General features: G+C 66.0%; 20 protein-coding genes and 1 pseudogene. 5 read left to right on the forward strand and 16 right to left on the reverse strand.

What is annotated here, in order from left to right; translation table 11 throughout:
* Window positions 1–221 precede the first annotated feature (221 nt).
* Window positions 222–899, forward strand: coding sequence for a DUF1028 domain-containing protein (locus tag ACIPG5_RS14520; protein WP_401375889.1), 678 nt, complete (start codon window positions 222–224; stop codon window positions 897–899).
* Entirely contained in the window at window positions 892–2,055 is a 1,164-nt protein-coding gene (argE, locus tag ACIPG5_RS14525; RefSeq protein WP_401375892.1) for an acetylornithine deacetylase, read from the forward strand. The genes ACIPG5_RS14520 and argE overlap by 8 nt, the downstream gene beginning before the upstream one ends.
* A gap of 78 nt (window positions 2,056–2,133) precedes the next feature.
* On the opposite strand, the gene ACIPG5_RS14530 is transcribed toward argE, so the two are convergent.
* The 5 genes and pseudogenes from ACIPG5_RS14530 to ACIPG5_RS14550 all read right to left on the reverse strand — a co-directional run bounded on the left by ACIPG5_RS14530 (window position 2,134) and on the right by ACIPG5_RS14550 (window position 9,629).
* Window positions 2,134–3,402, reverse strand: coding sequence for a carbohydrate porin (locus ACIPG5_RS14530; RefSeq protein ID WP_401375895.1), 1,269 nt, complete (start codon window positions 3,400–3,402; stop codon window positions 2,134–2,136).
* Between the two features lie 95 nt (window positions 3,403–3,497).
* A complete protein-coding gene (locus ACIPG5_RS14535; protein ID WP_401375898.1) occupies window positions 3,498–5,915 on the reverse strand; it encodes a glucose/quinate/shikimate family membrane-bound PQQ-dependent dehydrogenase in 2,418 nt (805 codons plus the stop codon).
* A 242-nt stretch (window positions 5,916–6,157) separates the two neighbouring features.
* Window positions 6,158–8,394: pseudogene (locus ACIPG5_RS14540) on the reverse strand (TonB-dependent receptor).
* Between the two features lie 124 nt (window positions 8,395–8,518).
* The gene (locus tag ACIPG5_RS14545; RefSeq protein WP_236236509.1) at window positions 8,519–8,872 is read right to left on the reverse strand and encodes a cupin; all 354 of its coding nucleotides are present in this window, start codon (window positions 8,870–8,872) and stop codon (window positions 8,519–8,521) included.
* 145 nt (window positions 8,873–9,017) lie between these two features.
* Window positions 9,018–9,629, reverse strand: coding sequence for a LysE family translocator (locus ACIPG5_RS14550; RefSeq protein WP_236236508.1), 612 nt, complete (start codon window positions 9,627–9,629; stop codon window positions 9,018–9,020).
* Window positions 9,630–9,731: 102 nt separating this feature from the next.
* Here ACIPG5_RS14550 and ACIPG5_RS14555 point away from each other — a divergent pair, with 102 nt between their 5' ends.
* Window positions 9,732–10,694 (forward strand): GlxA family transcriptional regulator, encoded by a 963-nt coding sequence (locus tag ACIPG5_RS14555; RefSeq protein ID WP_401375901.1) that lies wholly within the window; start codon window positions 9,732–9,734, stop codon window positions 10,692–10,694.
* Window positions 10,695–10,856: 162 nt separating this feature from the next.
* Here ACIPG5_RS14555 and ACIPG5_RS14560 read toward each other — a convergent pair whose 3' ends face one another.
* The 4 genes from ACIPG5_RS14560 to ACIPG5_RS14575 all read right to left on the reverse strand — a co-directional run bounded on the left by ACIPG5_RS14560 (window position 10,857) and on the right by ACIPG5_RS14575 (window position 14,454).
* Window positions 10,857–11,708 (reverse strand): CAP domain-containing protein, encoded by an 852-nt coding sequence (locus ACIPG5_RS14560; RefSeq protein ID WP_176515195.1) that lies wholly within the window; start codon window positions 11,706–11,708, stop codon window positions 10,857–10,859.
* A gap of 201 nt (window positions 11,709–11,909) precedes the next feature.
* Window positions 11,910–12,521 (reverse strand): cell wall hydrolase, encoded by a 612-nt coding sequence (locus ACIPG5_RS14565; protein WP_401375904.1) that lies wholly within the window; start codon window positions 12,519–12,521, stop codon window positions 11,910–11,912.
* A gap of 48 nt (window positions 12,522–12,569) precedes the next feature.
* Window positions 12,570–13,487: an AEC family transporter gene (locus ACIPG5_RS14570; RefSeq protein WP_176515192.1), complete on the reverse strand. Its 918-nt coding sequence runs from the start codon at window positions 13,485–13,487 to the stop codon at window positions 12,570–12,572.
* Between the two features lie 103 nt (window positions 13,488–13,590).
* Entirely contained in the window at window positions 13,591–14,454 is an 864-nt protein-coding gene (locus ACIPG5_RS14575; RefSeq protein ID WP_401375907.1) for a LysR family transcriptional regulator, read from the reverse strand.
* Between the two features lie 136 nt (window positions 14,455–14,590).
* Between ACIPG5_RS14575 and sodC the strand changes: the two genes are divergently transcribed.
* The gene (gene sodC / locus ACIPG5_RS14580) at window positions 14,591–15,106 is read left to right on the forward strand and encodes a superoxide dismutase [Cu-Zn] SodC (protein WP_401375910.1); all 516 of its coding nucleotides are present in this window, start codon (window positions 14,591–14,593) and stop codon (window positions 15,104–15,106) included.
* A gap of 6 nt (window positions 15,107–15,112) precedes the next feature.
* Here sodC and ACIPG5_RS14585 read toward each other — a convergent pair whose 3' ends face one another.
* From ACIPG5_RS14585 to ACIPG5_RS14600, 4 genes are all read right to left on the reverse strand, one after another.
* Window positions 15,113–15,712 (reverse strand): START domain-containing protein, encoded by a 600-nt coding sequence (locus ACIPG5_RS14585; RefSeq protein WP_401375913.1) that lies wholly within the window; start codon window positions 15,710–15,712, stop codon window positions 15,113–15,115.
* 88 nt (window positions 15,713–15,800) lie between these two features.
* Entirely contained in the window at window positions 15,801–16,637 is an 837-nt protein-coding gene (locus ACIPG5_RS14590; protein ID WP_176515184.1) for a bifunctional allantoicase/(S)-ureidoglycine aminohydrolase, read from the reverse strand.
* A gap of 132 nt (window positions 16,638–16,769) precedes the next feature.
* Window positions 16,770–18,134 carry an LLM class flavin-dependent oxidoreductase gene (locus tag ACIPG5_RS14595; RefSeq protein WP_401375916.1) on the reverse strand — a complete coding sequence of 455 codons (1,365 nt, stop codon included), beginning with the start codon at window positions 18,132–18,134 and terminating at the stop codon, window positions 16,770–16,772.
* A 16-nt stretch (window positions 18,135–18,150) separates the two neighbouring features.
* Window positions 18,151–19,131 carry an aliphatic sulfonate ABC transporter substrate-binding protein gene (locus tag ACIPG5_RS14600; protein WP_401375919.1) on the reverse strand — a complete coding sequence of 327 codons (981 nt, stop codon included), beginning with the start codon at window positions 19,129–19,131 and terminating at the stop codon, window positions 18,151–18,153.
* 228 nt (window positions 19,132–19,359) lie between these two features.
* Here ACIPG5_RS14600 and ACIPG5_RS14605 point away from each other — a divergent pair, with 228 nt between their 5' ends.
* Window positions 19,360–20,238, forward strand: a complete 879-nt coding sequence (locus ACIPG5_RS14605) for an SMP-30/gluconolactonase/LRE family protein (protein WP_236236501.1) — start codon at window positions 19,360–19,362, stop codon at window positions 20,236–20,238.
* Between the two features lie 70 nt (window positions 20,239–20,308).
* Here the strand turns inward: ACIPG5_RS14605 and ACIPG5_RS14610 are convergent, their stop codons facing one another.
* Genes ACIPG5_RS14610 through ACIPG5_RS14620 form a run of 3 tightly spaced genes read right to left on the reverse strand, consistent with a single transcriptional unit; the run spans window position 20,309 to window position 22,517 of the window.
* Window positions 20,309–20,971, reverse strand: coding sequence for a bifunctional 2-polyprenyl-6-hydroxyphenol methylase/3-demethylubiquinol 3-O-methyltransferase UbiG (locus ACIPG5_RS14610; RefSeq protein WP_176515176.1), 663 nt, complete (start codon window positions 20,969–20,971; stop codon window positions 20,309–20,311).
* A 26-nt stretch (window positions 20,972–20,997) separates the two neighbouring features.
* Window positions 20,998–21,831 (reverse strand): phosphatase PAP2 family protein, encoded by an 834-nt coding sequence (locus ACIPG5_RS14615; protein WP_401375923.1) that lies wholly within the window; start codon window positions 21,829–21,831, stop codon window positions 20,998–21,000.
* 14 nt (window positions 21,832–21,845) lie between these two features.
* Window positions 21,846–22,517, reverse strand: a complete 672-nt coding sequence (locus tag ACIPG5_RS14620; protein ID WP_176515174.1) for a histidine phosphatase family protein — start codon at window positions 22,515–22,517, stop codon at window positions 21,846–21,848.
* Between the last annotated feature and the right edge of the window lie 82 nt (window positions 22,518–22,599).

Genomic DNA, 22,599 nt, shown 5'->3' on the forward strand with positions numbered 1-22,599 from the left:
AAATCGCGAAAATAGTATTTAGCTAGTGCTTGCCGATAAAACGGCGAAGGCCTTGAAAGCCGGGGCTTGCAGCGATGATTCAGGGTATTTTTCGAGTGTTTTCGAGGGCGCTGTACGGCCTTAGTTTTTTCCTCTTCAAGGCACAGGAAAAAGGTCGTTTCGCGCACTAGAGGGTTCTGTTCAGATTGCCTGCAATCGCACAGAACAACAGGAGCATTCACATGACCTTTTCCATCATCGGGCGCTGCCAGGAAACCGGCCAGGTCGGCATTGCCATCAGCTCGTCGAGCATCGCCGTGGGCGCCCGTTGCCCGTGGGTACGGGCCGGTGTCGGCGCCGTTGCCACCCAGAACATCACCTTGCCTGCACTGGGCCCACAGATTCTCGATGCGCTGGAGCAAGGCCAACTGCCGCCCGCGGCGGCGCTGGACCGGGTGCTCAGTGCCAATGGCTGGAGCGAATACCGCCAGGTCACGGTGATCGACAGCAACGGCCAGGTGGCGCTGTTCACCGGTAAAGAAGCCTTGGGCGTGCACAACGCCGTGGCCGGCGAGCAGTGCGCGGCGGCCGGTAACCTGTTGTCTTCGGTGCAGGTGATCGAGGCCATGGTTCAAGCTTTCGAGCAGGCCGGTGGGCACCTGGCCGATCGCCTGCTGGCGGCCATGCACGCGGCGATGGCCGCCGGTGGCGAGGCCGGGCCGGTGCATTCGGCGGCGATGAAGATCGCCGGCGAGTTGACCTGGCCGCTGGTGGACCTGCGCGTGGACTGGGCCGAGCAAGACCCGATCGGTGAACTCGACGGCCTGTGGCAGGCCTACCGCCCGCAGATGCAGGACTACGTCACCCGCGCCCTGGACCCCACCACCGCGCCAAGCTACGGGGTGCCGGGCGATGAGTGAGTTCAGCAGCCGCGCGTTGCTTGCGCGGTTGGTCGGCTTTGCCACGGTCAGCCGCGATTCCAACCTGCAACTGATCGAGTTCGTGCGCGACTACCTGGCCGGGCTTGGCGTGCACAGCGAGCTGTTCCTCAACCCGGAAGGCACCAAGGCCAACCTGTTCGCCACCATCGGCCCCGAAGGTGTGGGCGGCGTGGTGCTGTCGGGGCATACCGACGTGGTGCCGGTGGACGGCCAGGCCTGGACGCTCGAACCGTTCAGCCTGACCGAGCGCGATGGCCGCCTGTATGGCCGTGGCACCGCTGACATGAAAGGCTTCATTGCCTCGGTGCTGGCGGCGGTGCCGGCGTTTCTCGCGCAGCCGCTGCGCATGCCGGTGCACCTGGCGTTTTCCTATGACGAAGAGGTTGGCTGCCTGGGCGTGCGCTCGATGCTGGCGGCGCTGCAACAGCGGCCGAACAAGCCGCGGCTGTGCCTGATTGGCGAACCCACCGAGCTCAAGCCTGTGCTCGGGCACAAGGGCAAGCTGGCCATGCGCTGCCAGGTGCAGGGCGCGGCGTGCCATTCGGCGTATGCGCCTTATGGGGTCAATGCCATCGAGTACGCCGCCAAGCTGATCGGCAAGCTGGGTGAAATCGGCGAGGCACTGGCGCTGCCCGAGCACCATGATGCGCGCTTCGATCCGCCGTTTTCGACGGTGCAGACCGGCGTGATCAACGGCGGCAGGGCACTGAACATCGTGCCCGAGGAATGTGCATTCGACTTCGAAGTGCGTGCCTTGCCAGGGTTCGAGGCGCAGGCCGTGGCCGACCAGTTGCAGACCTATGCCGAGGCCGAGTTGCTGCCGCGCATGCGCAAGGTCAATGGCGCCAGTGCGATCCGTTTGGCGCCCTTGAGTGCCTACCCGGGGCTGGCCACGCCGGCAGACAGCGAGGCGGCGCGGTTGGTAGCGCTGCTCAGTGGCTCGGAGGCGTTCGGCACGGTGGCGTTTGGTACGGAAGGTGGGCTGTTCGACCAGGCTGGCATTCCCACGGTGGTGTGCGGGCCAGGGAGCATGGACCAGGGGCACAAGCCGGATGAGTTCGTCAGTGTCGAGCAGTTGCAGGGGTGTGATGCGATGCTGATGAGGCTGGTGGATTACCTCAAGCAGGGGGAGTAGTGCTGGCCCCATCGCCGGCAAGCCGGCTCCCACAGGACTGGTGTGGGAGCCGGCTTGCCGGCGATAGGGCCGCAGGGCTTAGAAGGTCGCCTTGACCTGCAGCCCCACTACCAGCGCGTTGTCGATGTCCTTCCCGGAGAACGCGCCCGGCTCGATGATGTACTGCACATCGGGCCGCAGGTTCAGCCACGGCGTGGCCTGGTAGCCATAGCTCAGTTCGATCAACTGCTCGGCGTTGTCGATGTTGGGGAACGGCTGCCCGGCATTGACCGCGGCGTCTTCCAGCACGTCACGGCTGCGCGGGTTGGGCACGGCGCGGCCATAGCCCAGCGCCACGGTGTCACGTGGGCGGCCGGCGAACGGCTGGTACAGCACCACGCCTGCGCCATACCACTTGGTGAACGGCGACGCCGCCTCGCTCGACGCCGAGTACTGGCCGAAGGCGTGCAGGCTGCGGCCCGGCGAGCCGGCATCGTTCCACACCGCCTGGTCGACCAGCAGGTAATGGCCGCCACGGCCGGACACTTGCTTGTCGCTGCCGATGCGCTTCACGTCGGAGCTGTCGTAGTAGTAACCCAGCTTGTATTCACCGGGCAGCTCGCCCTGCAGCTTGTACACCAGCTCCACCGGCAGCACGGTGCCAGTGGTGTGCTTGGGCCCCAGGTGCCAGGCGCGGCTGGAGTTGCCGTTGCTTTGCGGGTCGACGTTGAACGCCGCCACGCGCAGTTGCCAGGACGGCGACAGGTCGTACTTCACCCGCGCGCCGAGGTGGGCGTTGGGGTAGTTGGTCCAGCCGCTGCCGCCGGACATGTTCAGCGGATGGCCGCAGAAGCCGGCGTTCATGAAGTTGCACAGGATGCCGCTGTCCAGGCCGCCGAGGTCGTTGCCCATGGCCATGTAGCCGAGCTTGACGTTGAGCGCGGGGGTGAACAGGGTGCGCTCGTAACTCAGCTCGGTCAGGCGGGTGTACAGGCCACCGTAGTTTTCCTGGATCGGCAGGCGGTTGCCCACCAGGTCTTCCGAGGCGCTGTTGCCGCGGCGGTCGTTGATGGTCAGCTGGATTTTGCCGCCGTTGTCCAGGCCGTACAGCTTCGACAGGTCGAACTGCGCCCCCAGCTTGATGTTCTGCGAGTAGCGGGCCGAGCGGTGCAGGCCGCCATGGGCGTTGTAGGCGGTTTCACCGCTGTAGTCGCCGGTCAGCTTGACGCCGTCTTCCTCGAGCTGGTGGCGCAGGCCGCCCCAGTCGCCGGTCAGGGTGTTGCGGGTCATCAGGTCGCCATCGGCCAGGGCGGTGGTGCTGGCCAGGGCGAGAAGCAGGGGAGTCGTGAGGCGAAAAGCGGATGGCATTGCGGGGTCTCTTTTTATCTTTCAGGGTCTCATCGCCGGCAAGCCGGCTCCCACAGGTGTGGGAGCCGGCTTGCCGGCGATGAGGACGACGCGATTTATGGCAGTGCGTAAGAAATCACATAGTCGCCACGGTCAGTCGACTGGCGGGCGCCACCGGCGGTGATGACCACGTACTGCTTGCCGGTCTTGGGCGAAACGTATGTCATCGGGCCACCCTGGCTGCCGACTGGCAGGCGCGCCTTCCAGATCTCGTTGCCGTTGCTGCTGTCGTAGGCGCGCAGGTAGAAGTCCTGGGTGCCGGCGATGAAGATCAGGCCGCCTTGGGTCGACAGGGTGCCGCCCAGGGTGGGCAGGCCGATCTTGATCGGCAGGTGCATGCGGATGCCCAGGGGGCCGGTGTCTTCCACGGTGCCGACCGGTACCTGCCAGGCCACCTTGCGGGTCTTCATGTCGATGGCGGTGAGGGTACCGAACGGCGGCGCCTGGCACGGGATGCCGGCGACCGACAGGAAGCGGTTCTTGTTCACCGCATACGGGGTGCCCTTGAGCGGCACGGCGCCCATGCCGGTGTTCAGGGCTTCGCCACCGGAGGCGGCCGCAGCCTTGTTCTGCGACGGGATCATCTGGATCCACAGGCCCAGGCGCATGTCGTTGACGAAGATGAAGCCATGCACCGGATCAGTGGAGATGCTGCCCCAGTTCATGCCGCCCAGCGAACCCGGGAAGCTCAGCGACAGGTCGGTGCCTGGCGCGGTGTACAGGCCGTCGTAGCGCATCTTCTTGAAGTCGATGCGGCACAGCAGTTGGTCATACGGGGTGGCGCCCCACATGTCCGACTCGGTCAGGGTCTGCGCGCCGATCTGCGGCATGCCGACCGATTTCGGCTGGGTTGGGGAGTACGGCTCGTTGGGGATGTTGCTTGGCTTGACCGGCACTTCGTCGACCTGGGTCAGCGGCTTGCCGGTGGCGCGGTCGAGCACGTAGATCTGGCCAGCCTTGGTGCCGATCACCACCGCAGGCACGGTCTGGCCGTCGTCCTTGGTGAAGTCGATCAGGCTCGGCTGCATCGGCAGGTCGAAGTCCCACAGGTCGTTGTGCACGGTCTGGTACACCCACTTCTGGTTGCCGGTGGTGGCGTCCAGGGCCAGCACCGAAGCGCCGTAGGTGTGGTCCAGGGTGTTGCGTTCAACGCCGTAGATGTCGGTGGACGAGGAGCCCATCGGCAGGAACAGGGTGTTCATCGCCGGGTCGTAGGACATCGGCGCCCAGCTGTTCGGGGTGCTGCGCACGTAGGTGCTGTCGCCCTGCGGTGCCTGGCGATCCTCGGGGTTGCCCGGGTCGAAGGCCCAGCGCATTTGCCCGGTGATCACGTCGAAACCACGGATCACGCCACCTGGCATGTCGGTCTGGACGTTGTCGGCAACACGGCCGCCCACCACCACGGTGGTACCGGCCATCAGCGGCGCCGACGACAGCTGGTAGTAGGAGTCCGGCACGTCACCCAAGCCTGCCTTGAGGTTGACCTGGCCGTTGTTGCCAAAGCCCTGGCAGAACTCGCCGTTGTCGGCGTCGACGGCGATCAGGCGGCCGTCGATGGTATTGGTCAGCAGGCGACGCTGGCAGTTGGCGCCGGCCGGCACGCTGCCACCGGTGATCGGCGAGCTGTTCGGCTGGGTCGGCTGGGCGATGGCGGCGGTGGCGTCGAAATAGGCCATGCCGCGGCAACGCTGCCAGACCTTGGACTGGGCGTTGATGGCGTTCTTCCACAGCTCCTTGCCGGTGTCGGCGTCCAGCGCGATCAGGTTGTTGTGCGGGGTGCAGATGAACACCTTGTTGCCGATCTGCAGCGGGGTCAGCTGGTCTTCGGCACCGTTGCCGTCGCTGATGGCCACGTCACCGGTGTGGTAGGTCCAGGCCACCTTGAGCTTGTCGACGTTGTCGCGGTTGATCTGGTCGAGCGCGGCGAAGCGGCTGCCACCTTCGGTGTTGCCGTAGTGCGCCCAGTCTTTCTGCGCCTTGCCGGCTTCGACCGGGGTCATGCCCGGGCCCTTGCCGTTGGGGGCGACGCTTGGGTGGGCAACGAACATGTTGCCGGCGGCGATCACCAGCACCACGGCCAGCACGCCGGCGATGCCGTAGGCACCGCGGCCGGCGCTGGCGCCGCTGGCGCGTGCCAGCAGCGGGTAGACCAGCGCCACCACCATGCCGATCGCGCCGAACATGAACAGGCGCGAGAACAGCGGCCAGAACACCAGGCCGGTGTCGACCACTGCCCAGATCGCGGTACCGAGCAGGAAGGCTGCGTACAGCCAGGCGCCGGCCTTCTTGCGGCGGGCGATGAGCACACCGGCGATGGCCATCGCCAGGCCGCCGATCAGGAAGTACCAGGAACCGCCCAGGCCGGCCAGCTTGACGCCGCCAGCGGCGAGGAGCAGGCCGAGCAGGGCGATGACCACGCCCAGGCCGATCAGGAGGATTTTTGTGGCGCCAGCGGCGCGCGGTGTTTCGTTCATGCCAGGGATCTCAGCAGGTGGAATGCGCGCAGTTTAAGCCCTTAGCAAGCTAATTAACAAGTTAGTACATAATCTTGTGAGGCTGATTGTCGCAGGCTTGAACTTGCGGGTTTGTCGCGAAAAGTTTAGATCAGGCAGTGAACAATGCTTTAAAAGCAGATGTTTGTTAGTGTTCCGAGCGCTGCTCAGACTTTTGTATTAGGCACCAAAGGGCCTGCCGCAAGCAGGCCCCCTTTTCTTGCCTAGAACTGATAGGTGCCGGTGAGGATGGCCGCCCGGCTGGCGCCATACTCGACGGCCGACGAACGTGCGGCGTTGCCGTTCTGTTGACGCACGCGCTCCACGTAGGCTTTGTCGAACAGGTTGTTGACGTTCAACTGCAGGTCGAGCTGGCGGTTGACCCGGTACCCGACCATGGCGTTGTGCAGCCAGTAGGCATCGAGCTTGGCGTTGGTGCTGGAGGTGACGTTGCGTTCGCTGACATAGCGGGCGCCATAGCCGAAGGTCCACGTGGGGGTGAGCTGGTAGGTGGTCCACAGGTTCAGCGAACGCGGCGGGGTATTGCCCAGCGCCTGGCCCTTGCTGGCGAAGCCGTTGCTACCTGCGGCCGCCTTGAGGGTCTCGCTGTCGAGGAAGGTGTAGTTGGCGAATACCGTCCAGCGTTCGCTCAGGTGGCCCGTGAGCCCCAGTTCCAGGCCCTGTACGCGTTGTTTGCCGGACAGCACGGTGGAACCGTCCGCCAGCGTTTCGCGGGCGTTGCTCTTGACGATATGAAACAGCGCGGCGTCCAGCTCCAGTCGCTGGTCGAGCATCAGCCATTTGCTGCCCAGTTCCCAGGTCTGATTCCTTTCCGGCGCGAGCCCTTCGGTAGTTGCGCTCAGGCCCCGCGCGTTACTGGCCAGTGACTCGGCCGAAGGGTTGAAGGAGTTGCCCCAGGCAAGGTAGACGCGCCCGTGTTCGGTGGGTTTGTAGACCAGCCCGGCCCGGCTGCTGACGGTATGGTCGAGGCTGTCGAAGGCCGAGGTGCGCTCGTGGGCCGGGGAGTACCCCTTGGCGCTGCCGGCGAAGCGGTCGTGGCGCAGGCCCAGGTGCAGGTCCCAGCGCTCGTTCAAGGCGATGCTGTCGAACAGGTAGAGGGCCTGGTTGTCCAGCGCGGTTTCGGTGTAGCCCGAAACTGCCTTTTGCACGGGGCCGCTCCAGTAACCGGGCGGGTTCTCCAGCGCGTAGCCGTTGGCGGGGTAGCGCGGGGTGCCCAGGCCATGGTTGTAGGTTTTCAGCGCCAGCGTTTCGCGTGACAGCTCCACGCCCATCACCCAGTCATGTTCCAGGCCCAGCAGCCGGTGGTGGCCACGCAGGCTGGTCTGGCTGATCCACATCTGCGTGGTGGCGTCGCGGCCGTAGCCCTGCGGGCCGGCAGGCAGGTAACGCCCAGGGGGCAAACCGCGGGTGCTGACGTGGGAGGCGGAGACCACAGTGTCACGCCTGAGCTGGCTGTAGCGGGCCAACTGCTGCAGCTGCAGTTGTTCGTTGAAGTCATGTTGCAGATCGAGCGTCAGCTGGTTCTGCTCGATGTGCTCCTTGTCGAGGTTCTTCCAGCCGAAGTACTGGTCGCGCTCGACACCCGCCAGGCGCTTGCCGTCCAGCGCCGGCACGCCGTAGTCGGGCAGGTTGTCGTCGACCTGGTGCAAGGCGCTCAGGGTCAGCCAGGTGGCGTCACTCAGGCCCAGTTGCAGGGCCGGGGCTATGCCCCAGCGCTGCTGGTCGATGCCGGGGCTATGCCCCAGCGCTGCTGGTCGATGCCGGGGCGGCCGGGCACTTCGTTGCGGTGCGCCATCAGGTTGAGGCGTGCCGCGCTGCCTTGGCCGACAGCGGCCAGCGGCTGGTTGCTGTCCAGGGTCAGGCGTTGATAGCCGGCGCTGCCGAGGCTGCCGCCCAGGCGGGTGAAGGCCTGGTGGTCGGGCTGCTTGCTGATGAGGTTGATGTTGCCGCCGGTGGCGCCGGCCCCGCCGAACACTGAGCTGGGGCCTTTGATCACCTCTACCTGTTCGAGGTTGAAGGTGTCGGAGCGCGTGGTCTGGGCGCTGTCGCGCAAGCCGTCGACCTGGATGCTGTTGCTCGCCGAAAAGCCGCGGATGTTGATGTTGTCGCCAGAGCCGCCACCGCCTTCACCGGCGTTGAAGGTGATGCCGGAAACATTCGACAGCACCTGGCGCAGGCCCAGCGCCTGCTGCTGGGCAAGCACCGGGGCCGGGACCACGGTGATGGTCTGCGGGGTGTCGAGCAAGGGGGCCAGTTGCTTGATCGACGCGGAGCGTTCGGTACGGGGGCTGGTCGAGGCGGGCGCGTTGACCTGCGTCTCTTCAAGCTCGATCAAGGGTTGCACGGCGAGGGCATTGCCACACAGGGAGGCGGCGCCCAGGCCAAGGGCGGAACTGCGCAGCGCGCTGCGAAGGGTGCGATCGGTTGTAAGGTGGTGCATGCGTGAATGTCCAGCGTGGGTGAGTGAAGCCGGGCTGTGAGTGGTTTTCACAGGCGAGCGGGGGCACTGCGCCATGGCCAAGGGCCGCGCAGGGGTTCAAGGAAAAGAAGTCGGGGCGATCAGGTCAGCTGGCAGGCCAGGGCGTTGCGGTGCCGTAGAACACGGCTAGCCAAACGGTATGGCTGCCCTGGGCGGTCCACTCCACGCGGTGCCGGCAGTGGGCCGGGATGTCCAGGCAATCGCCGGGTGCCAGCAGCCGGGTGTGGGCTTCATGCTCCAGGCGCAGGCCGGCACTGCCGCTCAGCAGCAGGATCCATTCGTTTTCGGGCTGGTCGTACCAGAAGCCGGGTGGGCTGCACTGGCCGCTGGAAACGATGCGTTCGATACGCAACCCAGGGCGCTTGAGCAGGTCGTCGACCCACTCCGGCGCGGCGGGGTTGCAGGAAGGGAGAGGGGTCAGGAGGTTGGAGGGTGTCATAGGGAATCTCGCTCTACAGGAGTTCATTCACTATGGACTTCATCGAAAATCGGCGCGCCTCATGGGCACCTACTCAGCGTGTAGGACTTTTCTGAGGCGCTAGGCAAAAGGATACATATGGACAAGCTTCTGCCGATCCTGCGCGTTATCGGCTGAGCGGCAAGGCCACGCCAATCAGCGCGAACAGGCTGCCGCAGCAGCGGTTGAAGCCCTTGCCGCCCTTGGCCAGCCAGGGGCGCACGCGAAATGCCATCCGTGCCAGCAGGTACTCGACCACGAACTCCACGCTGGCGAAAGTCGCCGCCATGATCACGAACTGCAGCAGCAACCCGCGTTGCGGGTCGAGAAACTGCGGCAGGAATGCGCCATAGAACAACAGCACCTTGGGGTTGGCCACTGCCGACAGCAGGCCCTGGCGGAACAGGTCTGCATTGCCCAGGCTGGCCGTGCGCTGGCTGGCCTCCAGCTGCAAGGCCGGGCTGCGCCAGAGCTGGATGCCGAGCCACAGCAGATAGGCCCCGCCCACCCATTTGAGCACGGTCAGCACCGAAGCCGAGGCTTGCAGCAGGGCGCTCAAACCGAACATGGCCAAGGCAATCAGGGCACTGAAGCCGAACACCCCGCCGACAATGGTGAACAAGGTGCGCCGGGCGCCATACAGCGCACCGTGGGTCAGGGCCAGCAAGCTGTTGGGGCCGGGGGTGAGCGACAGGCCGATGCTCGCCAGCAGGTAGAGGAGCCAGGTATCCAGTGCCATGGAAAATGCCTTGAGTTCGAGATGGCCGCCAGTTTAAGGGACGGCGCGCGATGCCGAAGGTATTATCTGGACATTCCATGGTGTTATCTGGACACGCCGGTCATGACCCCCGATATCCGCTTGCTGGTTCTGCCGTTGCCGGACTTTGCCCTGCTGCCCTTTGGCGCCTTTCTCGACAAGCTGCGTTTCAGTGCAGACGATGAGGACTACAGCCGACAGCGCTATTGCGCCTGGACACTCGGCGGCTTGGCCGGCGAACCGGTGGTGTCGAGCAGCGGGGCGGTGCTGCAGGTCGAGGCCATTGTCGAGCAGCGCCTGGCCGACTACGACTACCTGGTGCTGTTTGGCGGTCGCAATGCCGAGGCAACGGCGCGGTTGGCGGGGCAGTACAAAGGCCTGCTCAAGCGCGCAGCCCGGGCCGGCGTGAAGCTGGTCGGCATCGACAATGCGGCGTTCCTGCTGGCGGCCTGCGGCTTGCTGGACGGGCACAAGGTGGTGGTGCACTGGCGTCACGAGGCCGAGTTTCGCGCCAGCTTCCCCCACCTGGAGCTGCTGCCCGAGCAGTTGTACTGCATCGACGGGGCGCGCATCACCTGCGCGGGAGGCACTGCGGCCATCGACCTGGCGGTCGAGCTGTTGTCACGCAGCTGTGGGCGCGCGCGTGCGCTCAAGGGGTTGGCCGACATGCTGGTGGACGAGTCCAGGGACAGCCGCCATGCCTTGCGCTCGCTGGAGGCCGGCCCAGGCCAGGGGCGCCAGGTGCAGCGCGCCCTGGCACTGATGCGTCATCACCTGGCGGCGCGCTTCTCCATCGAGCAGCTGGCGCTGGATCTGGGCATCAGCCGACGCCAGCTGGACCGCCAGTTCCAGGCCAGCCATGGCATGAGCGCCAAGGCCTGGTGGCAGGAGATGCGCCTGCAGCAGGCGCGCTGGCGGTTGCTCAACTCCAGCCATAGCCTGGGGCAGATTGCCGACGAGGTAGGGCTGGGCGATGCCAGCTACCTGGGGCGCTGCGTGCGCCAGCGTTTTGGTTGCACGGCGCTGGCGTTGCGCAGGGGCGCTTGAGGGCACAGAGGCTAGAGCTTGTGGGGTATTCGTGGGAGCGGGCTTGCCCCGCGAAGAGGCACGCCCATACACCTGCGTTGCTTGGCACGGGCTGCGCCCGTGTTCGCGGGGCAAGCCCGCTCCCACAATCAAGGCACTTGCGCAGCATAAAGCACAGCCTGTTCACTGCGGGGTGCCGAACAGCCCCGTCCAATAGATGCCGGCGTCGCTTTTCGGGTCCACGGCATAGGCGGCGCCGAGCTCGCGGTAGTCCGGGTTCATCAGCGTCGCGCAATGCCCGGGGCTGGCCAGCCAGCCATCCACCACCTTCTGCGCGGTGTCACGCCCGGCGGCGATGTTCTCGCCAATCTGCTGGTACAGGTAGCCTGCCAGCTCCGCACGGTCGCCCGGGGTGCGCCCGTCACGGTCGATATGGTCGAAGAAGTTCTGGTTGGCCATCGCCCGCGTATGGGTCGCCGCCACGCCAGCCAGGGTGGTGTTCCAGCTCAGCGCCGGCGCTGCGGCGAACGGCTGGCCGCCGCATTGGCGCGGCGCCTTGCGCGCAACGTTGATCGCCTGCAGCAGCTTCTGCCCCTCGGCCTGCCAGTCGCCCAGGCGCCCGCTGAGCAGCGGGCGGGCGAGGACGATGCGCCAGTCGCGGCCCTCCTGGCTGACACCGATATCGACGAACTGCGGGTCGAGCACCACCTGGCAGAAGCTCTCTTCGATGGCATGCATGGCGGCGCGGGCATCGCGGGGGCCGGACAGGCTGATGGCCTGGACATTGACCATCGGGTAGGCGGCGCGGGTCATGGCCTGTTGCAGGTCGCGGGTACCTTCCGGCGACAGGTCCAGGCGGGTGTCGCTGTTGAGCGGCGGCAGTTCCAGCGATGCCTCGCCACCACAGGGCTGGGCCTGGCTGCGGTAGGCATTGATCGAATCGATCAGCTGCGCCTCTTCGCCGGTGGCAGCCAGGCTCCCGGTCGAGATGACCAGGCCCAGCGACAAGGCGGCAACGGATGACAGGACGCGCATGTGGATCTCCCTGTGACTGGCAGCGTCTTGGTATGCGCTGCTCATCCTACACAAGCCCAGGGTTTTTGGCCCGGAATCGTGCGAAGCAAAGTTGAGCGCCGGCAAAGGCTTGCGGGCGGCAAAAGAGGGAGTAGACCATGGGTCGCCAGAAAAGTGCGAACGGTTGGTAATCATTCGCACCATCAGCCACCGCTGATGCGCTCAGCGTGCCAGGGCCTGGTTGGGTTTGTAGAACAGGAAGTGCCGGGTTTCGGCCGTCTTGCGGTAGGCCTTGGCCCACTCGGGATGTACGTTGCGGTCATGGAAGTAGAGTGCGCCGCCGGTTGTATCCTTGAGCTGCTGGTTGAGCGCCTTGCGCGCGATTTCCTTGGCCACGTCGTAGCGCTGCGCCTCCTCGACCTGGTCGGGGCGCCCGTCGCACCACCAGGAAAACTGGCACGACTTGCTTTCCACCCCTTGCTTGACCACGCCGCAGATGGTGTTGGGGAAGCCCTCGTGGCCCAGGCGGTTGAGCACCACGCTGGCGACCGCGCTCATATCCTGCGCATCGGCGCCCTTGGCTTCCCAGTAGATGGTGCGGGCCAGGCAGGTGATGCTGTCATCCATCGGCGCCTGGCCTGCGGGGTCGACTGCTTTGACCTCGCCGGGGCTCAGGGTTTCGGCTTTTTTCGGCGGTGGGGCGTCATTGGCCACCTTTTCTTCGAGCACCTGCGCCTTGTCTTCGGCCACTGCGGCCTTGGCAGTGTCGGCGGCATGCAAGGGGCCTGCGAGCAGGGCCGTGGTCAATCCGATCACCATCCACGAGCAGCGCATGGTTGAGCTTCCCAAATGTGCGTTGCCTCACAGTCTAGCCAAGCGCCATCACTTGAGCGTAAGCATTAGCACCAAAGGCAGGGTGACGGCGGCAAGCACGGTCTGCAGGGCGATGATGGTGGCCATCAACGGGGCATTGCCGCCCATCTGCCGGGCCATGACATAGGACGATGAAGCCGTCGGCAGCGCCTGGAACAACACCGCCACCACCGCCGCCTGGCCACCCAGGCCCAGCAGCCGGCACAGGCCCCAGGTGGTCAGCGGCATGACCAGGAACTTGAACATCGACGCCGCCATCAGCGGCCGCACCTGTTGGCCAACGCTCGCGCCACCCAGCGCCGCGCCTACGCACAGAAGGCCCAGGGGCAGGGCCGCCTGGCCCAGGGCCTTGACCGTCGGCTCCAGGCCCGCCGGCAGGCCCAGCCCGGTCACCCGCAGCAGCAGCCCACCGGCGCAGCCGACGATCAACGGGTTGGCAAAAATGGCCCGCAGCACCGTGGCCGGCGAGCTGTGGCGGGCGCTGAAGCGCGCGAACACCAGCACGCACAGCAGGTTCACCAGCGGCACGATGGCGGCGTTGGCCACGGCCGCCAGGGCGATGCCGGCGCTGCCGTAGATGCCGGCGGCGAGGGTGGCGCCGATGTAGTTGTTGAAGCGCACGCCACCCTGGAACACCGAGGTGAAATCGGCGCCATCATGGTTCACCGCGCCTTGGTAGAGCACCAGCAGCACGGCGCCGAGCAGGGTCGAGAGCATCAGCACACCGACCATGCCCAGCACCGGCACGCCATCGAGGTTGGCGGTGGCCAGGCCGTGGAGAAACAGCGACGGCAGCAGCACGTAGTAGCTCAGGCGTTCGGCACCTGGCCAGAAGCTCTCGGCGAGAAAGCCGCGGATGCGCAGCAGCGTGCCCAGGGCAATCAGCAGGATGATGGGCACTAAGGTGGTGAGCAGCAGGTGGAGCATGGCGGGCGTTCCGTGATCGGGTACGGGCACAGGTTAGTCGCACCGATCAATCATTAAAAACGCGTATTTCTGCAGCCACCGTTGAGGAAAACTGCACGGTCAGTCACGCCTCAAGTGCAGTCTTGAGCACCGCGCTCAAATGCCGCCGCTGGCTTTTCTCGTGTTCCAGAAGCACCACCCGGCGTTTGAGCTGTGGCTCGCCGAAGGGCAGGCAGGTTGCCGCTGGCAGCCTTTGCAAGTCGTCGTCAGCCATCGGGATGATCGCCACCCCCAGCCCCATGACCGCCATGCTCGCCAACGCTTCCTGGCTGTCCAGCTCCATCTGTTCACTGACCTGCAGGTGCTGGCGACGCAGCTCCTGCTCGATCTGCCGGCCCGCCCAGGCGCGCTTGTCGAAGCGCAGGAAAGGCTGGCTGGCCAGCAACTGGGGCAGGCTCTGGCCGGCGAGTTCGGGGCTGGCGATGGCCCAGAAGCGGTCTTCGAACAGCGGGGTGAAGTCCAGGCTCTGCGGGTAGGGCATGACCGGCTCGGTGGTGATCGCCGCATCCAGCTCGCCGTCTTCCACGCGCCGCGCCAGCTCTGCCGACATGCCCGAGGCCACGCTGATGTGCAGGTCCGGGTGGTGCGCCTTGATCCACACCAGCGCCTTGGGCAGGCGGCGCGCCAGCACGGTGTGGATCGCGCCGAGCCGCAGGCGGCCACGCAGGCTCGGCCCGCTGGCCAAGGCATCGGCCAGTTCGTCGTAGGCCGCCAGGATGGTTTCGGCGCGCGCCACCGCCAGCTGCCCGGCCTCGGTCAGCACCACCTGGCGCCGGCTGCGGTTGAACAGCACCACCTGCAGTTCGTCTTCGAGGGTCTTGATGTGCAGGCTCACCGCCGACGGCGTCAGGCTGAGCAGGTCGGCGGCACGGGCGAAGGTGCCGTGGCGGGCGATGGTCACCAGGGTGCGCAGGGCTTTGAGAGACACGCGGGCAGGCTCCGGGGTTGAGCGGGCGAGGCGCTATTGTGTTTCAGTCTGTGGCTGGAGGGAATGCCCGCAGGCCTTGGCAGTCCGATCTCTTGCGCGGGCGCTATGCCCGTGTCACCTGCCATGGAGAAAACCGATGAAAGCAGCGCTATTGACCGCATTACTGGCCTCTACCGGCCTCGCCCAGGCCGCGCAGACCGTGGAGCTGAAGCTCGCCGGGCCAGACGGCCCCGGCCAGTCGATCGGCACCATCAGCATCGAGCAGAACCAATACGGCACCCTGCTGACCCCCGACCTCAAAGACCTGCCGCCGGGCGTGCATGGCTTCCACTTGCACCAGAACCCGTCCTGCGCCCCCAGCGAAGAAAACGGCAAGCCCGTGCCCGCCGGCGCGGCAGGTGGCCACTGGGACCCGGGCAAGAGCAATGCGCACAAGGGCCCGTATGACGACAGCGGCCACCGCGGCGACTTGCCGGCGCTTTATGTCGGTGCAGACGGCAAGGCCAGCTACCCGGTATTGGCGCCGCGGCTCAAGGCTGACGACTTCAAGGGCCACGCGTTGATGGTGCATGCCGGCGCTGACAACCACAGCGACCATCCGGAAAAACTCGGCGGTGGTGGGGCCCGCTTCGCCTGCGGCGTCGTGCAGTAAAGCGCCTCAGGGCTGGCGCTCGGCCACCGCCCGCAGGGTGCGCAAGGTCACGACCGGCGCATCCACCACGAAGCGGTTGGCCAGCCAGCCGGGCACATCGCCGGCCGGGTCGGCCTGCAACTGGTAGGTCACTTCGGTTTCGCGCTCGCCCAGCGGCTTCATCACCCACTCGCCATTGAGGTGCTGCACGCGGATCAGCCCGGGTTCCTCGGGCAGCTTGTTGGGCTCGGCGCTCAGGTGGCGCACCAGGGTGCCGTCGTCCAGGCGTTCGGTGGTGACCTTGAGGATGATGTCGCGCGGCAGCGTCGGCCACGGCAGGTTGGTGGTCAGGTACACCCAGGTGCTGTCGCCGTCGACCCCGACCAGGCGCATCTGGTCACAGGCATACAGCCATTTGCAGGCCACGCGCAGGTTCTCCTGCAGGTCGACCAGGGTGCGCACGCTGGCCTTGATGGTGCTGACACCACGAAATTGCTGGTAGGGGGAATCGGCCGCGCCGCTGAGGTAGACGCGAATGCCTTCGCGGTCGTAGGCCAGGTTCCAGCCATCGTCGGCCAGGGCGCTGGTGGCCAGCAGCAGGGTGCCAAGCAGCAGGCAGCGGTTCATGGCGAGTACCGCGCAAAAGGGGAAACTGCAGTATGCGCGGCAAAAACGAAGCCCGCCAGGTTGGCGGGCTTCGTTCAGCAACCTGGGATCAACGCTTGGGGTTGAGGGTCAGGTGCACGTGACGGTTGACGTCCTTGTACAGCAGGTAGCTGAACTTGCCTGGGCCGCCGGCGTAGCACGCCTGCGGGCAGAAGGCGCGCAGCCACATGAAGTCGCCGGCTTCCACTTCGACCCAGTCCTGGTTCAGGCGGTATACCGCCTTGCCTTCGAGCACGTACAGGCCGTGCTCCATGACGTGGGTTTCAGCGAACGGAATCACGCCGCCCGGCTGGAAGGTGACGATGTTGACGTGCATGTCGTGGCGCATGTCGGCCATGTCGACGAAGCGGGTGGTGACCCAGCGGCCTTCGGTGCCCGGCATTTCGATGACGGTGGCGTTGTCGCGGTGGGTGACGAACGACTCGGGGATGTCCAGGCCTTCGACCTTCTGGTAGTGCTTGCGCAGCCAGTGGAAGGTGACGTTGGACTTGCTGTTGTTGCGCAGGCTCCATTCGGCGCCTGGGGCGAGGAAGGCGTAGCCGCCCTGGCCTAGGGTGTGGAGCTTGCCTTCGACGGTGATGTCGATTTCGCCTTCGACGACGAACACTACGGCTTCGGCGTTCGGGTCTTGCTCAGGGCGCTCGCTGCCGCCTTCCGGGGCCACTTCGACGATGTACTGGGCGAAGGTTTCGGCGAAGCCGGTCAGCGGGCGGGCGATGACCCACATGCGCATCTTGTCCCAGAACGGCAGGTGGCTGGTGACGATGTCACGCATCACGCCCTTGGGGATGACGGCATAGGCTTCGGTGAACATGGCACGGTCAGTCAGCAGCTCGGTTTGAGCCGGGTGCCCACCGTGGGGGGCGAAGTAGGAGTGATTCGACATGAACGGTCTCGACTTGTTGTTCTCTCCCCGTGCCTTGGACCACACCGGCCGGTGCGTGCAGGGGATGTGCGGACAGCATATGGGCCAGCCCGCGGCATCCACAAATTAAATGTTGAAATACCCGGTATTTGCTTACTGAATGTGCACCTGCTGGCCTGCATGGGCCTCTGGCAGGCGGTCGCCCTTGCCGAACAGCTTGTGGCGCAACGTGCCCTCGGCATAGTTCAGGGGATAGCGACCGCGGCGTTGCAGCTCCGGTATCAGCAGCTCGACGACGTGGGTGAGGTCGTCCGGCTGCACGGCGTAGGTCAGGTTGAAACCGTCCACGCCGGTCTGGTCCAGCCAGTGCTCCAGCTGGTCGGCGATGGCCTGCGGGTCACCCACCAGCACCGGGCCGCGGCCGCCAAGGCCGACGAACTCGGCCGCTTCACGCACGGTCCAGCGCCGGTTCGGGTCGGCGGCGGTGAAGGCCGCCAGCGCGGCGCGGCCGGCGTCGTTCTCGACGTATTCGATATGGGTGTCCGGGTCGAGGCCGGCGAAGTCGATGCCGGTCCAGCCCGACAGCAAGGCGAGGGCGGCGTCCAGGTCGACGTAGCGGCGGTACTCGGCAAAGCGCGCCTGGGCCTGCTCGGTGGTAGGGGCGACGATCAGCAGCGCCTGGGCATAGATCAGCACCTCGTCGCGGCCACGCCCGGCCTCCTCGCTGGCAAGGCGGATGCCGTCGGCATAGCGGCGCAGTACCGTGGGCGTCGGCCCGCTGATGAACACGCACTCGGCATGCCGGGCGGCGAACTGCTGGCCACGCGCCGAGGCGCCAGCCTGGAACAGCACCGGGGTGCGCTGCGGTGACGGCTGGCACAGGTGCATGCCAGGCACCTGGAAATGCTCGCCGGCATGGCCGATGGCGTGCACCTTGCTCGGGTCGATGTAGCGGCCGGTGTCGCGCTCAAGGCGCACGGCGTCGTCTTCCCAGCTTTTTTCCCAGAGCTTGTACAGCACCTGCAGGTATTCCTCGGCCAGGTCGTAGCGCTGGTCGTGGCCAAGCTGGCGGGCCAGGCCCAGGTTGCGGGCGGCGCTGTCCAGGTAGCCGGTGACGATGTTCCAGCCAACCCGGCCATTGCTCAGGTGATCGAGGGTGGACATGCGCCGGGCGAAGGGATACGGGTGCTCGTAGGTCAGCGAAAAGGTCACGCCAAAGCCCAGGTGCTCGGTCACCCCGGCCATCGCCGGCACCAGCAGCAGCGGGTCGTTGACCGGCACTTGCACGCCGCCGCGCAGGGCGGCTTGCGGGCCGCCCTGGTAGACGTCGTAGATGCCCAGCACGTCGGCGATGAACAGCGCATCGAACAGCCCGCGTTCGAGCAGGCGTGCCAAATCGGTCCAGTAGTCCAGGCGGTTGAAGGCCACGCTGGTGTTGCGTGGGTGGCGCCACAGGCCAGGCGACTGGTGGCTGGCGGCATTCATGCTGAAGGCGTTGAAGCGGATCGGGCGTGGCATGGCTGGGGCTCTTCGGTCAAGGCAGCACGGAGGTCGGGTAGACGGCATCGGCCACCTGCAGCTTGTGCGGGATCAGGCCCAGGCCCTGGAAGGTGTCGGCCAGCTTCTGCTGTTCGGCGACGATCTGCGGGGTGATGGCCACGGCGTTGTAGTTGCGCCGCTCGCTGGCTACCTGCAGCACGCTGGGGTTGATGCCCAGCTGCGGCGCCAGCAGCGCGGCAACTTCGGCAGGTTTGGCGTTGGCCCACTGGCTGACCTTGCCCAGCTCTGTGAAGAAGGTCTTGAGCAGCGCGCGGTGCTGGTCGGCGAAGGCCGCGGTAGACAGGTAGAAGGTGCGGTTGTTGGTCAGCCCGCTGCCATCGCGCAGGCTTTTGAGGCCCGGCTGGCTTTGCGCGGCGGCGAGGAACGGGTCCCACAGGGTGGCGGCCTGCACGCTGCCCGACTGCAGGGCGGCCACGGCATCGGCAGCATTGTTGACGTAGGCCGGGGTGATGTCCTGGTAGCTCAGGCCGGCCTGCTCCAGGGCCACGGCCAGCAGGTACTGGGCATTCCAGCCACGGCCGGTGGCCACGCGCTTGCCTTTGAGGTCCTGCACGCTGGCCAGCTGGTCCTGCTCGCGCACCACCAGGCCGATGCCGCGCGGGTAGGGCTGTTCGGCGGCGAGGTAGACCACCGGTTTGCCGGCGGCCTGGGCGAACACCGAAGGCGCATCGGCAGCGTGGCCCAGGTCGATGGCACCGGTGCTCAGCGCTTCGAGCAGTTGCGGGCCGGCGGCGAACTCGTGCCAGGTCACTTTCACGCCTTGCGGGGCCAGGGCTTTTTCCAGGGCGCCGCTGCCTTTGAGGATGTTGATGCTGTTGAACTTCTGGTAGCCGATACGCAGGATCTTGGCGTCATCGGCGACGGCGCTGGACCAGGGCAGCAGGGCGCTGGCGACGGTGGCCAGAAGGCCGCCGACTAGCAGGCGGCGCAGGGGCGAGAAGGCACGGGCAGGCATGGGGGAAGCTCCTTGAACGGCTGGCTGGGGATGTTTCCAGCCTAAGGAGATGGCGTTTGGCTTTCAATTTTTTAATTCCATTTGGTTAGATTGATTTGTTCTTTTTATATCCTTTTGTGTGTGGATGATTTCGCCTGACGCCACGCCCGCGAGAAGGTTCCGGCGCATTGACATTTTTTTCACATTCCACTGCTAGGATCCTTTGCACTTTCCAGGAGCCCCAAGCCCATGCCCATCCTGCGCCAGCGCGGCACCCGTATCGCCCTGACCACCACTGCTGCAGTGCTCACCGCCACCCTCGGTTTCTTCGCCTGGCAAAGTTTCTACCCGGTCCAGGCCAGCAATGGCTGGGGCGTCGATGTGCTGCACCGCGACGTGACCAAGGCCGCCTCGCTGCTGGTGCAGGCCGATGGCAGCCTGCTGGTCAGCCGCGAACTGGACGATGGCCGCGGCAGCATCCTCAAGATCACCGCCCAGGGCGAGCGCGTGGTCCTGATCGACAAATTGTCCAAACCCGACGGCATGGTCGCAGCCCAGGGCGGTTGGGTGTTCAGCCAGGAGGGCGGGCAGGCGCCGGTCAGCCTGTCGCGTGATGGCCAGGTCACCCACCTGTTCGACGGCGACAGCGTGCAAGGGCTGTGGAACGATGGCGACCACCTGTACGCGATCGAGGACCGCAAGGGCAATGGCCGGCTGATGCGCTACGAGTGGGCCAGCGGCAAGCTCGAGGTGCTGCGCGCCAACCTGACCGAAACCGAAGGCCTGACCCGCTGCGCCGACGGCCGCCTGCTCTACACCGAAAAAGCCACCGGCAAGGTGCGTGCGCTGGCCGACGATGGCCAGGACCCGGTGGTGGTCGAGGGCCTGCGCAACCCTACCTTCCTGCTGTGCGACCAGCGTGGCCTGTGGATCAGCGAAGACAGCACGCACCGTGCCCGCCTGCTGCGGGTCGATGCCGACGGCACCCAACACACGGTGCTGACCTTCCTCAAGGCGCCCCAGGCCATCACCCCGGACGGCAAGGGCGGTTACCTGCTGGCCGAAGGCGGCCGCAACCGGGTCTTGCACCTGACGCCGCCAGCCGAGCAAAGCACCGCCCAGCGCTAACTACCAGCGTCACGACGAACTTAGGTGGTGGCGCTCATCACGCAGCCGCTCAAGCAGGATCGCGGCGGCGTTACTCGGCCACCAGCAACAGCGACTGCGGCACGGCGCTCTGCGGGTGTTGCGGCTCCTGCAGGCTGGCCAGCCTGAACCCGGCCATGTCCAGTGCATTCAGCCAGCTGGCCAGGGTGCGGAAGTACCACGGCATGGGCTTCCAGTGCCCGGCGAAGCCGCTGAAGGACTCCTCGCGCCAGCCATCCTGGTAGTCGCCGTTGGCCACGCTCCAGGGGTGCAAGGTCTGGATCAGCATCGCGCCCCCGGGTACCAGCAGCGTCTTCAGGGTGGCGAGCAGGGGAATGATGTCCTGCTGCAGCAGGGCGAAGTTGGCGCAGATCAGGTCGTAACCGGCGCCTACGCCTTTGGCGCTTTCGACCAACTGCTCATAGCTGGCCTGGTACACCCGTGGCGAACCGGCCGCCTGCGCCGCGGCGACCAGCGCAGCATCGCCATCCACGCCGGTGGCGTCGATGCCGCGATCGGCCAGGGCGCGCAGCAGCCAACCTTCGCCGCAGCCCAGGTCCAGTACCCGCTCAGGCTGGCGCGCCAGGATGGCCAGCAGGATCGCCTGGTCGGTCACTTGCCGGCGGCTTTCGATGGCGCCGCTGCGCACGGCGTCGATCCAGGCCTGGGCATTGTGCTGCCAGCTTCGCAGCACGGCGGTTTCGCGGCTTGGCATTGCACCCTCCAGTGCAGTGGGGTTGCTCAAGCATAGGCGTCCGCCGCAGGGTTTTCCGCTGCCGTCTGCTCGATGCCTTGCAGGGCTGGTCGGCCATAGAACAGCAGGGCGGTCGCCCAGCTGGCGAACCAGACGACGATCCCGGCCCAGAAGGTGTGCGACATGTAGTGCCAGCCCTGCAGCACCCGCGTGGTGCCATACACGAAACCGATCAAGAGGATCGCCACCAGCAGCTTGCGTGCATGCTGCCAGCGGTGGCGCAGGGCCACGAAGTACAGGGCCAGCAGGGTGAAGCCACTGGAGGCGTGGCCACCAGGCCAGCAGCGGCCATCGCCGGCCTTGCTCAGCAGGGTGAAGTTCTCATACCACTCCTTTTGCAGCTCATGGCCACCGTACAGGGTGGTTTCCACCGGGCAATACACGCTGGTGTGGCTTTTCAGGTAGTGGATCACCGTGGTGCTCAGGGCGAAGGCGACCACCACATACAGCAAGTCGCGGCGATGCTGGGCGGTAAAGCGCAGTACCGGGCTGATACGGGTCTTGTCGAACAGGCGGGTTATCCCCGCGTTCGGGTGGTTCTGCAGGCGTGGCCAGATGAACGACAGCAGCGAGCCGATCACCGCCGCCTCGCCGGTCCAGTCCGGCAGGATGCGTGGCCATTTGTGGGTGACCCTCTCGAACCACTGGTCATGCAGCAGCGGGAAGCTGCCGGTGGCCGGGTCGATCAGCAGGTTGCTGATCCAGCGGTCCAGCTCGGTGAGGTCGAACAGCAAAAAGACCGCCACAGCCAGCGCCAGCGGCAATGCCAGGTTGTTGATGTAGAACGTGGTGCGTGAAGGGGTTGGTGTGGTTTTGGACATGGTTCTGGACATGGTTACTTCCCTGTGACGCTGACGAGTTCGCGCCATTGTTTGGCATTGAGTTGGCCCAGGATATGGGGTTTGCCGTCGCTGCCCTTGGTGACGAACAGCGCGCTGGCGTAGCCACTGTCACGCTGGCCGCCAGGTACGTCCAACTGGCGCTCCAGTTGGTCGATGCAGCCGCTGTGGGTCACCAGGATCAGGTTGCGGGCATCACGCTTGTGGGCAAACGCGGCGTCGGCGAACGTGCTGTCGCATCGCATCAGCCAGTCCTGGGTTTCGATGGCCTTGCCGAAAATGAACGATGCGGTCTGGCGGGTGCGCACTTCCGGGCTTGCAAGCACATCGGCCGCGCCCAGGCCCAGCTGCCTGATACCGTCGCCCACGGCCTGCGCCGCCTGGCTGCCATCGACGGTGATGCCGCTGGGGTCATCGAGGCAGGCATGGTTGGAGCGATCGCAGCGTTCGGCATGGCGCACCAGCACAATCACCTCGCCCTTGGCCCAGGCCGCGTAGACGCCGTGCTCGCTCATCTGTTGCACGCTGCCCAGGTCGCTGACCTGGGGGCGGGAAAAATGCCAAAGGCCAAGCAACGACACCGCCAGCAGCCCGCCAAACAGCCAGTGCAAGCGCCGACGCCTGAGGCGCGCGGGGCGCAGGGGTGTATCGATCACATTCTCCAGCATGCTGGCACTCCAGGGCTCGGGTCCGAAGGGTGGGCCGCCTGGCCTGTCACCCGAAACTGGCGGCACATTAGCCTTGTGTTTG

Origin of the sequence: Pseudomonas sp. NPDC087029, from assembly GCF_044745345.1 — a bacterium.
GTDB classification, from domain to species: domain Bacteria; phylum Pseudomonadota; class Gammaproteobacteria; order Pseudomonadales; family Pseudomonadaceae; genus Aquipseudomonas; species Aquipseudomonas faucium.

Coding starts and splice junctions, on each gene's coding strand:
- ACIPG5_RS14565 (WP_401375904.1), bottom strand. CDS start 12,521: ATGCGCTGCTCGTGGATGGTGATCGGATTGACCACGGCCCTGCTCGCA.
- ACIPG5_RS14605 (WP_236236501.1), top strand. CDS start 19,360: ATGCCCATCCTGCGCCAGCGCGGCACCCGTATCGCCCTGACCACCACT.
- ACIPG5_RS14620 (WP_176515174.1), bottom strand. CDS start 22,517: ATGCTGGAGAATGTGATCGATACACCCCTGCGCCCCGCGCGCCTCAGG.
- ACIPG5_RS14595 (WP_401375916.1), bottom strand. CDS start 18,134: ATGCCACGCCCGATCCGCTTCAACGCCTTCAGCATGAATGCCGCCAGC.
- ACIPG5_RS14615 (WP_401375923.1), bottom strand. CDS start 21,831: ATGTCCAAAACCACACCAACCCCTTCACGCACCACGTTCTACATCAAC.
- ACIPG5_RS14570 (WP_176515192.1), bottom strand. CDS start 13,487: ATGCTCCACCTGCTGCTCACCACCTTAGTGCCCATCATCCTGCTGATT.
- ACIPG5_RS14520 (WP_401375889.1), top strand. CDS start 222: ATGACCTTTTCCATCATCGGGCGCTGCCAGGAAACCGGCCAGGTCGGC.
- ACIPG5_RS14555 (WP_401375901.1), top strand. CDS start 9,732: ATGACCCCCGATATCCGCTTGCTGGTTCTGCCGTTGCCGGACTTTGCC.
- ACIPG5_RS14600 (WP_401375919.1), bottom strand. CDS start 19,131: ATGCCTGCCCGTGCCTTCTCGCCCCTGCGCCGCCTGCTAGTCGGCGGC.
- ACIPG5_RS14560 (WP_176515195.1), bottom strand. CDS start 11,708: ATGCGCGTCCTGTCATCCGTTGCCGCCTTGTCGCTGGGCCTGGTCATC.
- ACIPG5_RS14530 (WP_401375895.1), bottom strand. CDS start 3,402: ATGCCATCCGCTTTTCGCCTCACGACTCCCCTGCTTCTCGCCCTGGCC.
- ACIPG5_RS14585 (WP_401375913.1), bottom strand. CDS start 15,712: ATGAACCGCTGCCTGCTGCTTGGCACCCTGCTGCTGGCCACCAGCGCC.
- argE (WP_401375892.1), top strand. CDS start 892: ATGAGTGAGTTCAGCAGCCGCGCGTTGCTTGCGCGGTTGGTCGGCTTT.
- sodC (WP_401375910.1), top strand. CDS start 14,591: ATGAAAGCAGCGCTATTGACCGCATTACTGGCCTCTACCGGCCTCGCC.
- ACIPG5_RS14545 (WP_236236509.1), bottom strand. CDS start 8,872: ATGACACCCTCCAACCTCCTGACCCCTCTCCCTTCCTGCAACCCCGCC.
- ACIPG5_RS14550 (WP_236236508.1), bottom strand. CDS start 9,629: ATGGCACTGGATACCTGGCTCCTCTACCTGCTGGCGAGCATCGGCCTG.
- ACIPG5_RS14610 (WP_176515176.1), bottom strand. CDS start 20,971: ATGCCAAGCCGCGAAACCGCCGTGCTGCGAAGCTGGCAGCACAATGCC.
- ACIPG5_RS14535 (WP_401375898.1), bottom strand. CDS start 5,915: ATGAACGAAACACCGCGCGCCGCTGGCGCCACAAAAATCCTCCTGATC.
- ACIPG5_RS14590 (WP_176515184.1), bottom strand. CDS start 16,637: ATGTCGAATCACTCCTACTTCGCCCCCCACGGTGGGCACCCGGCTCAA.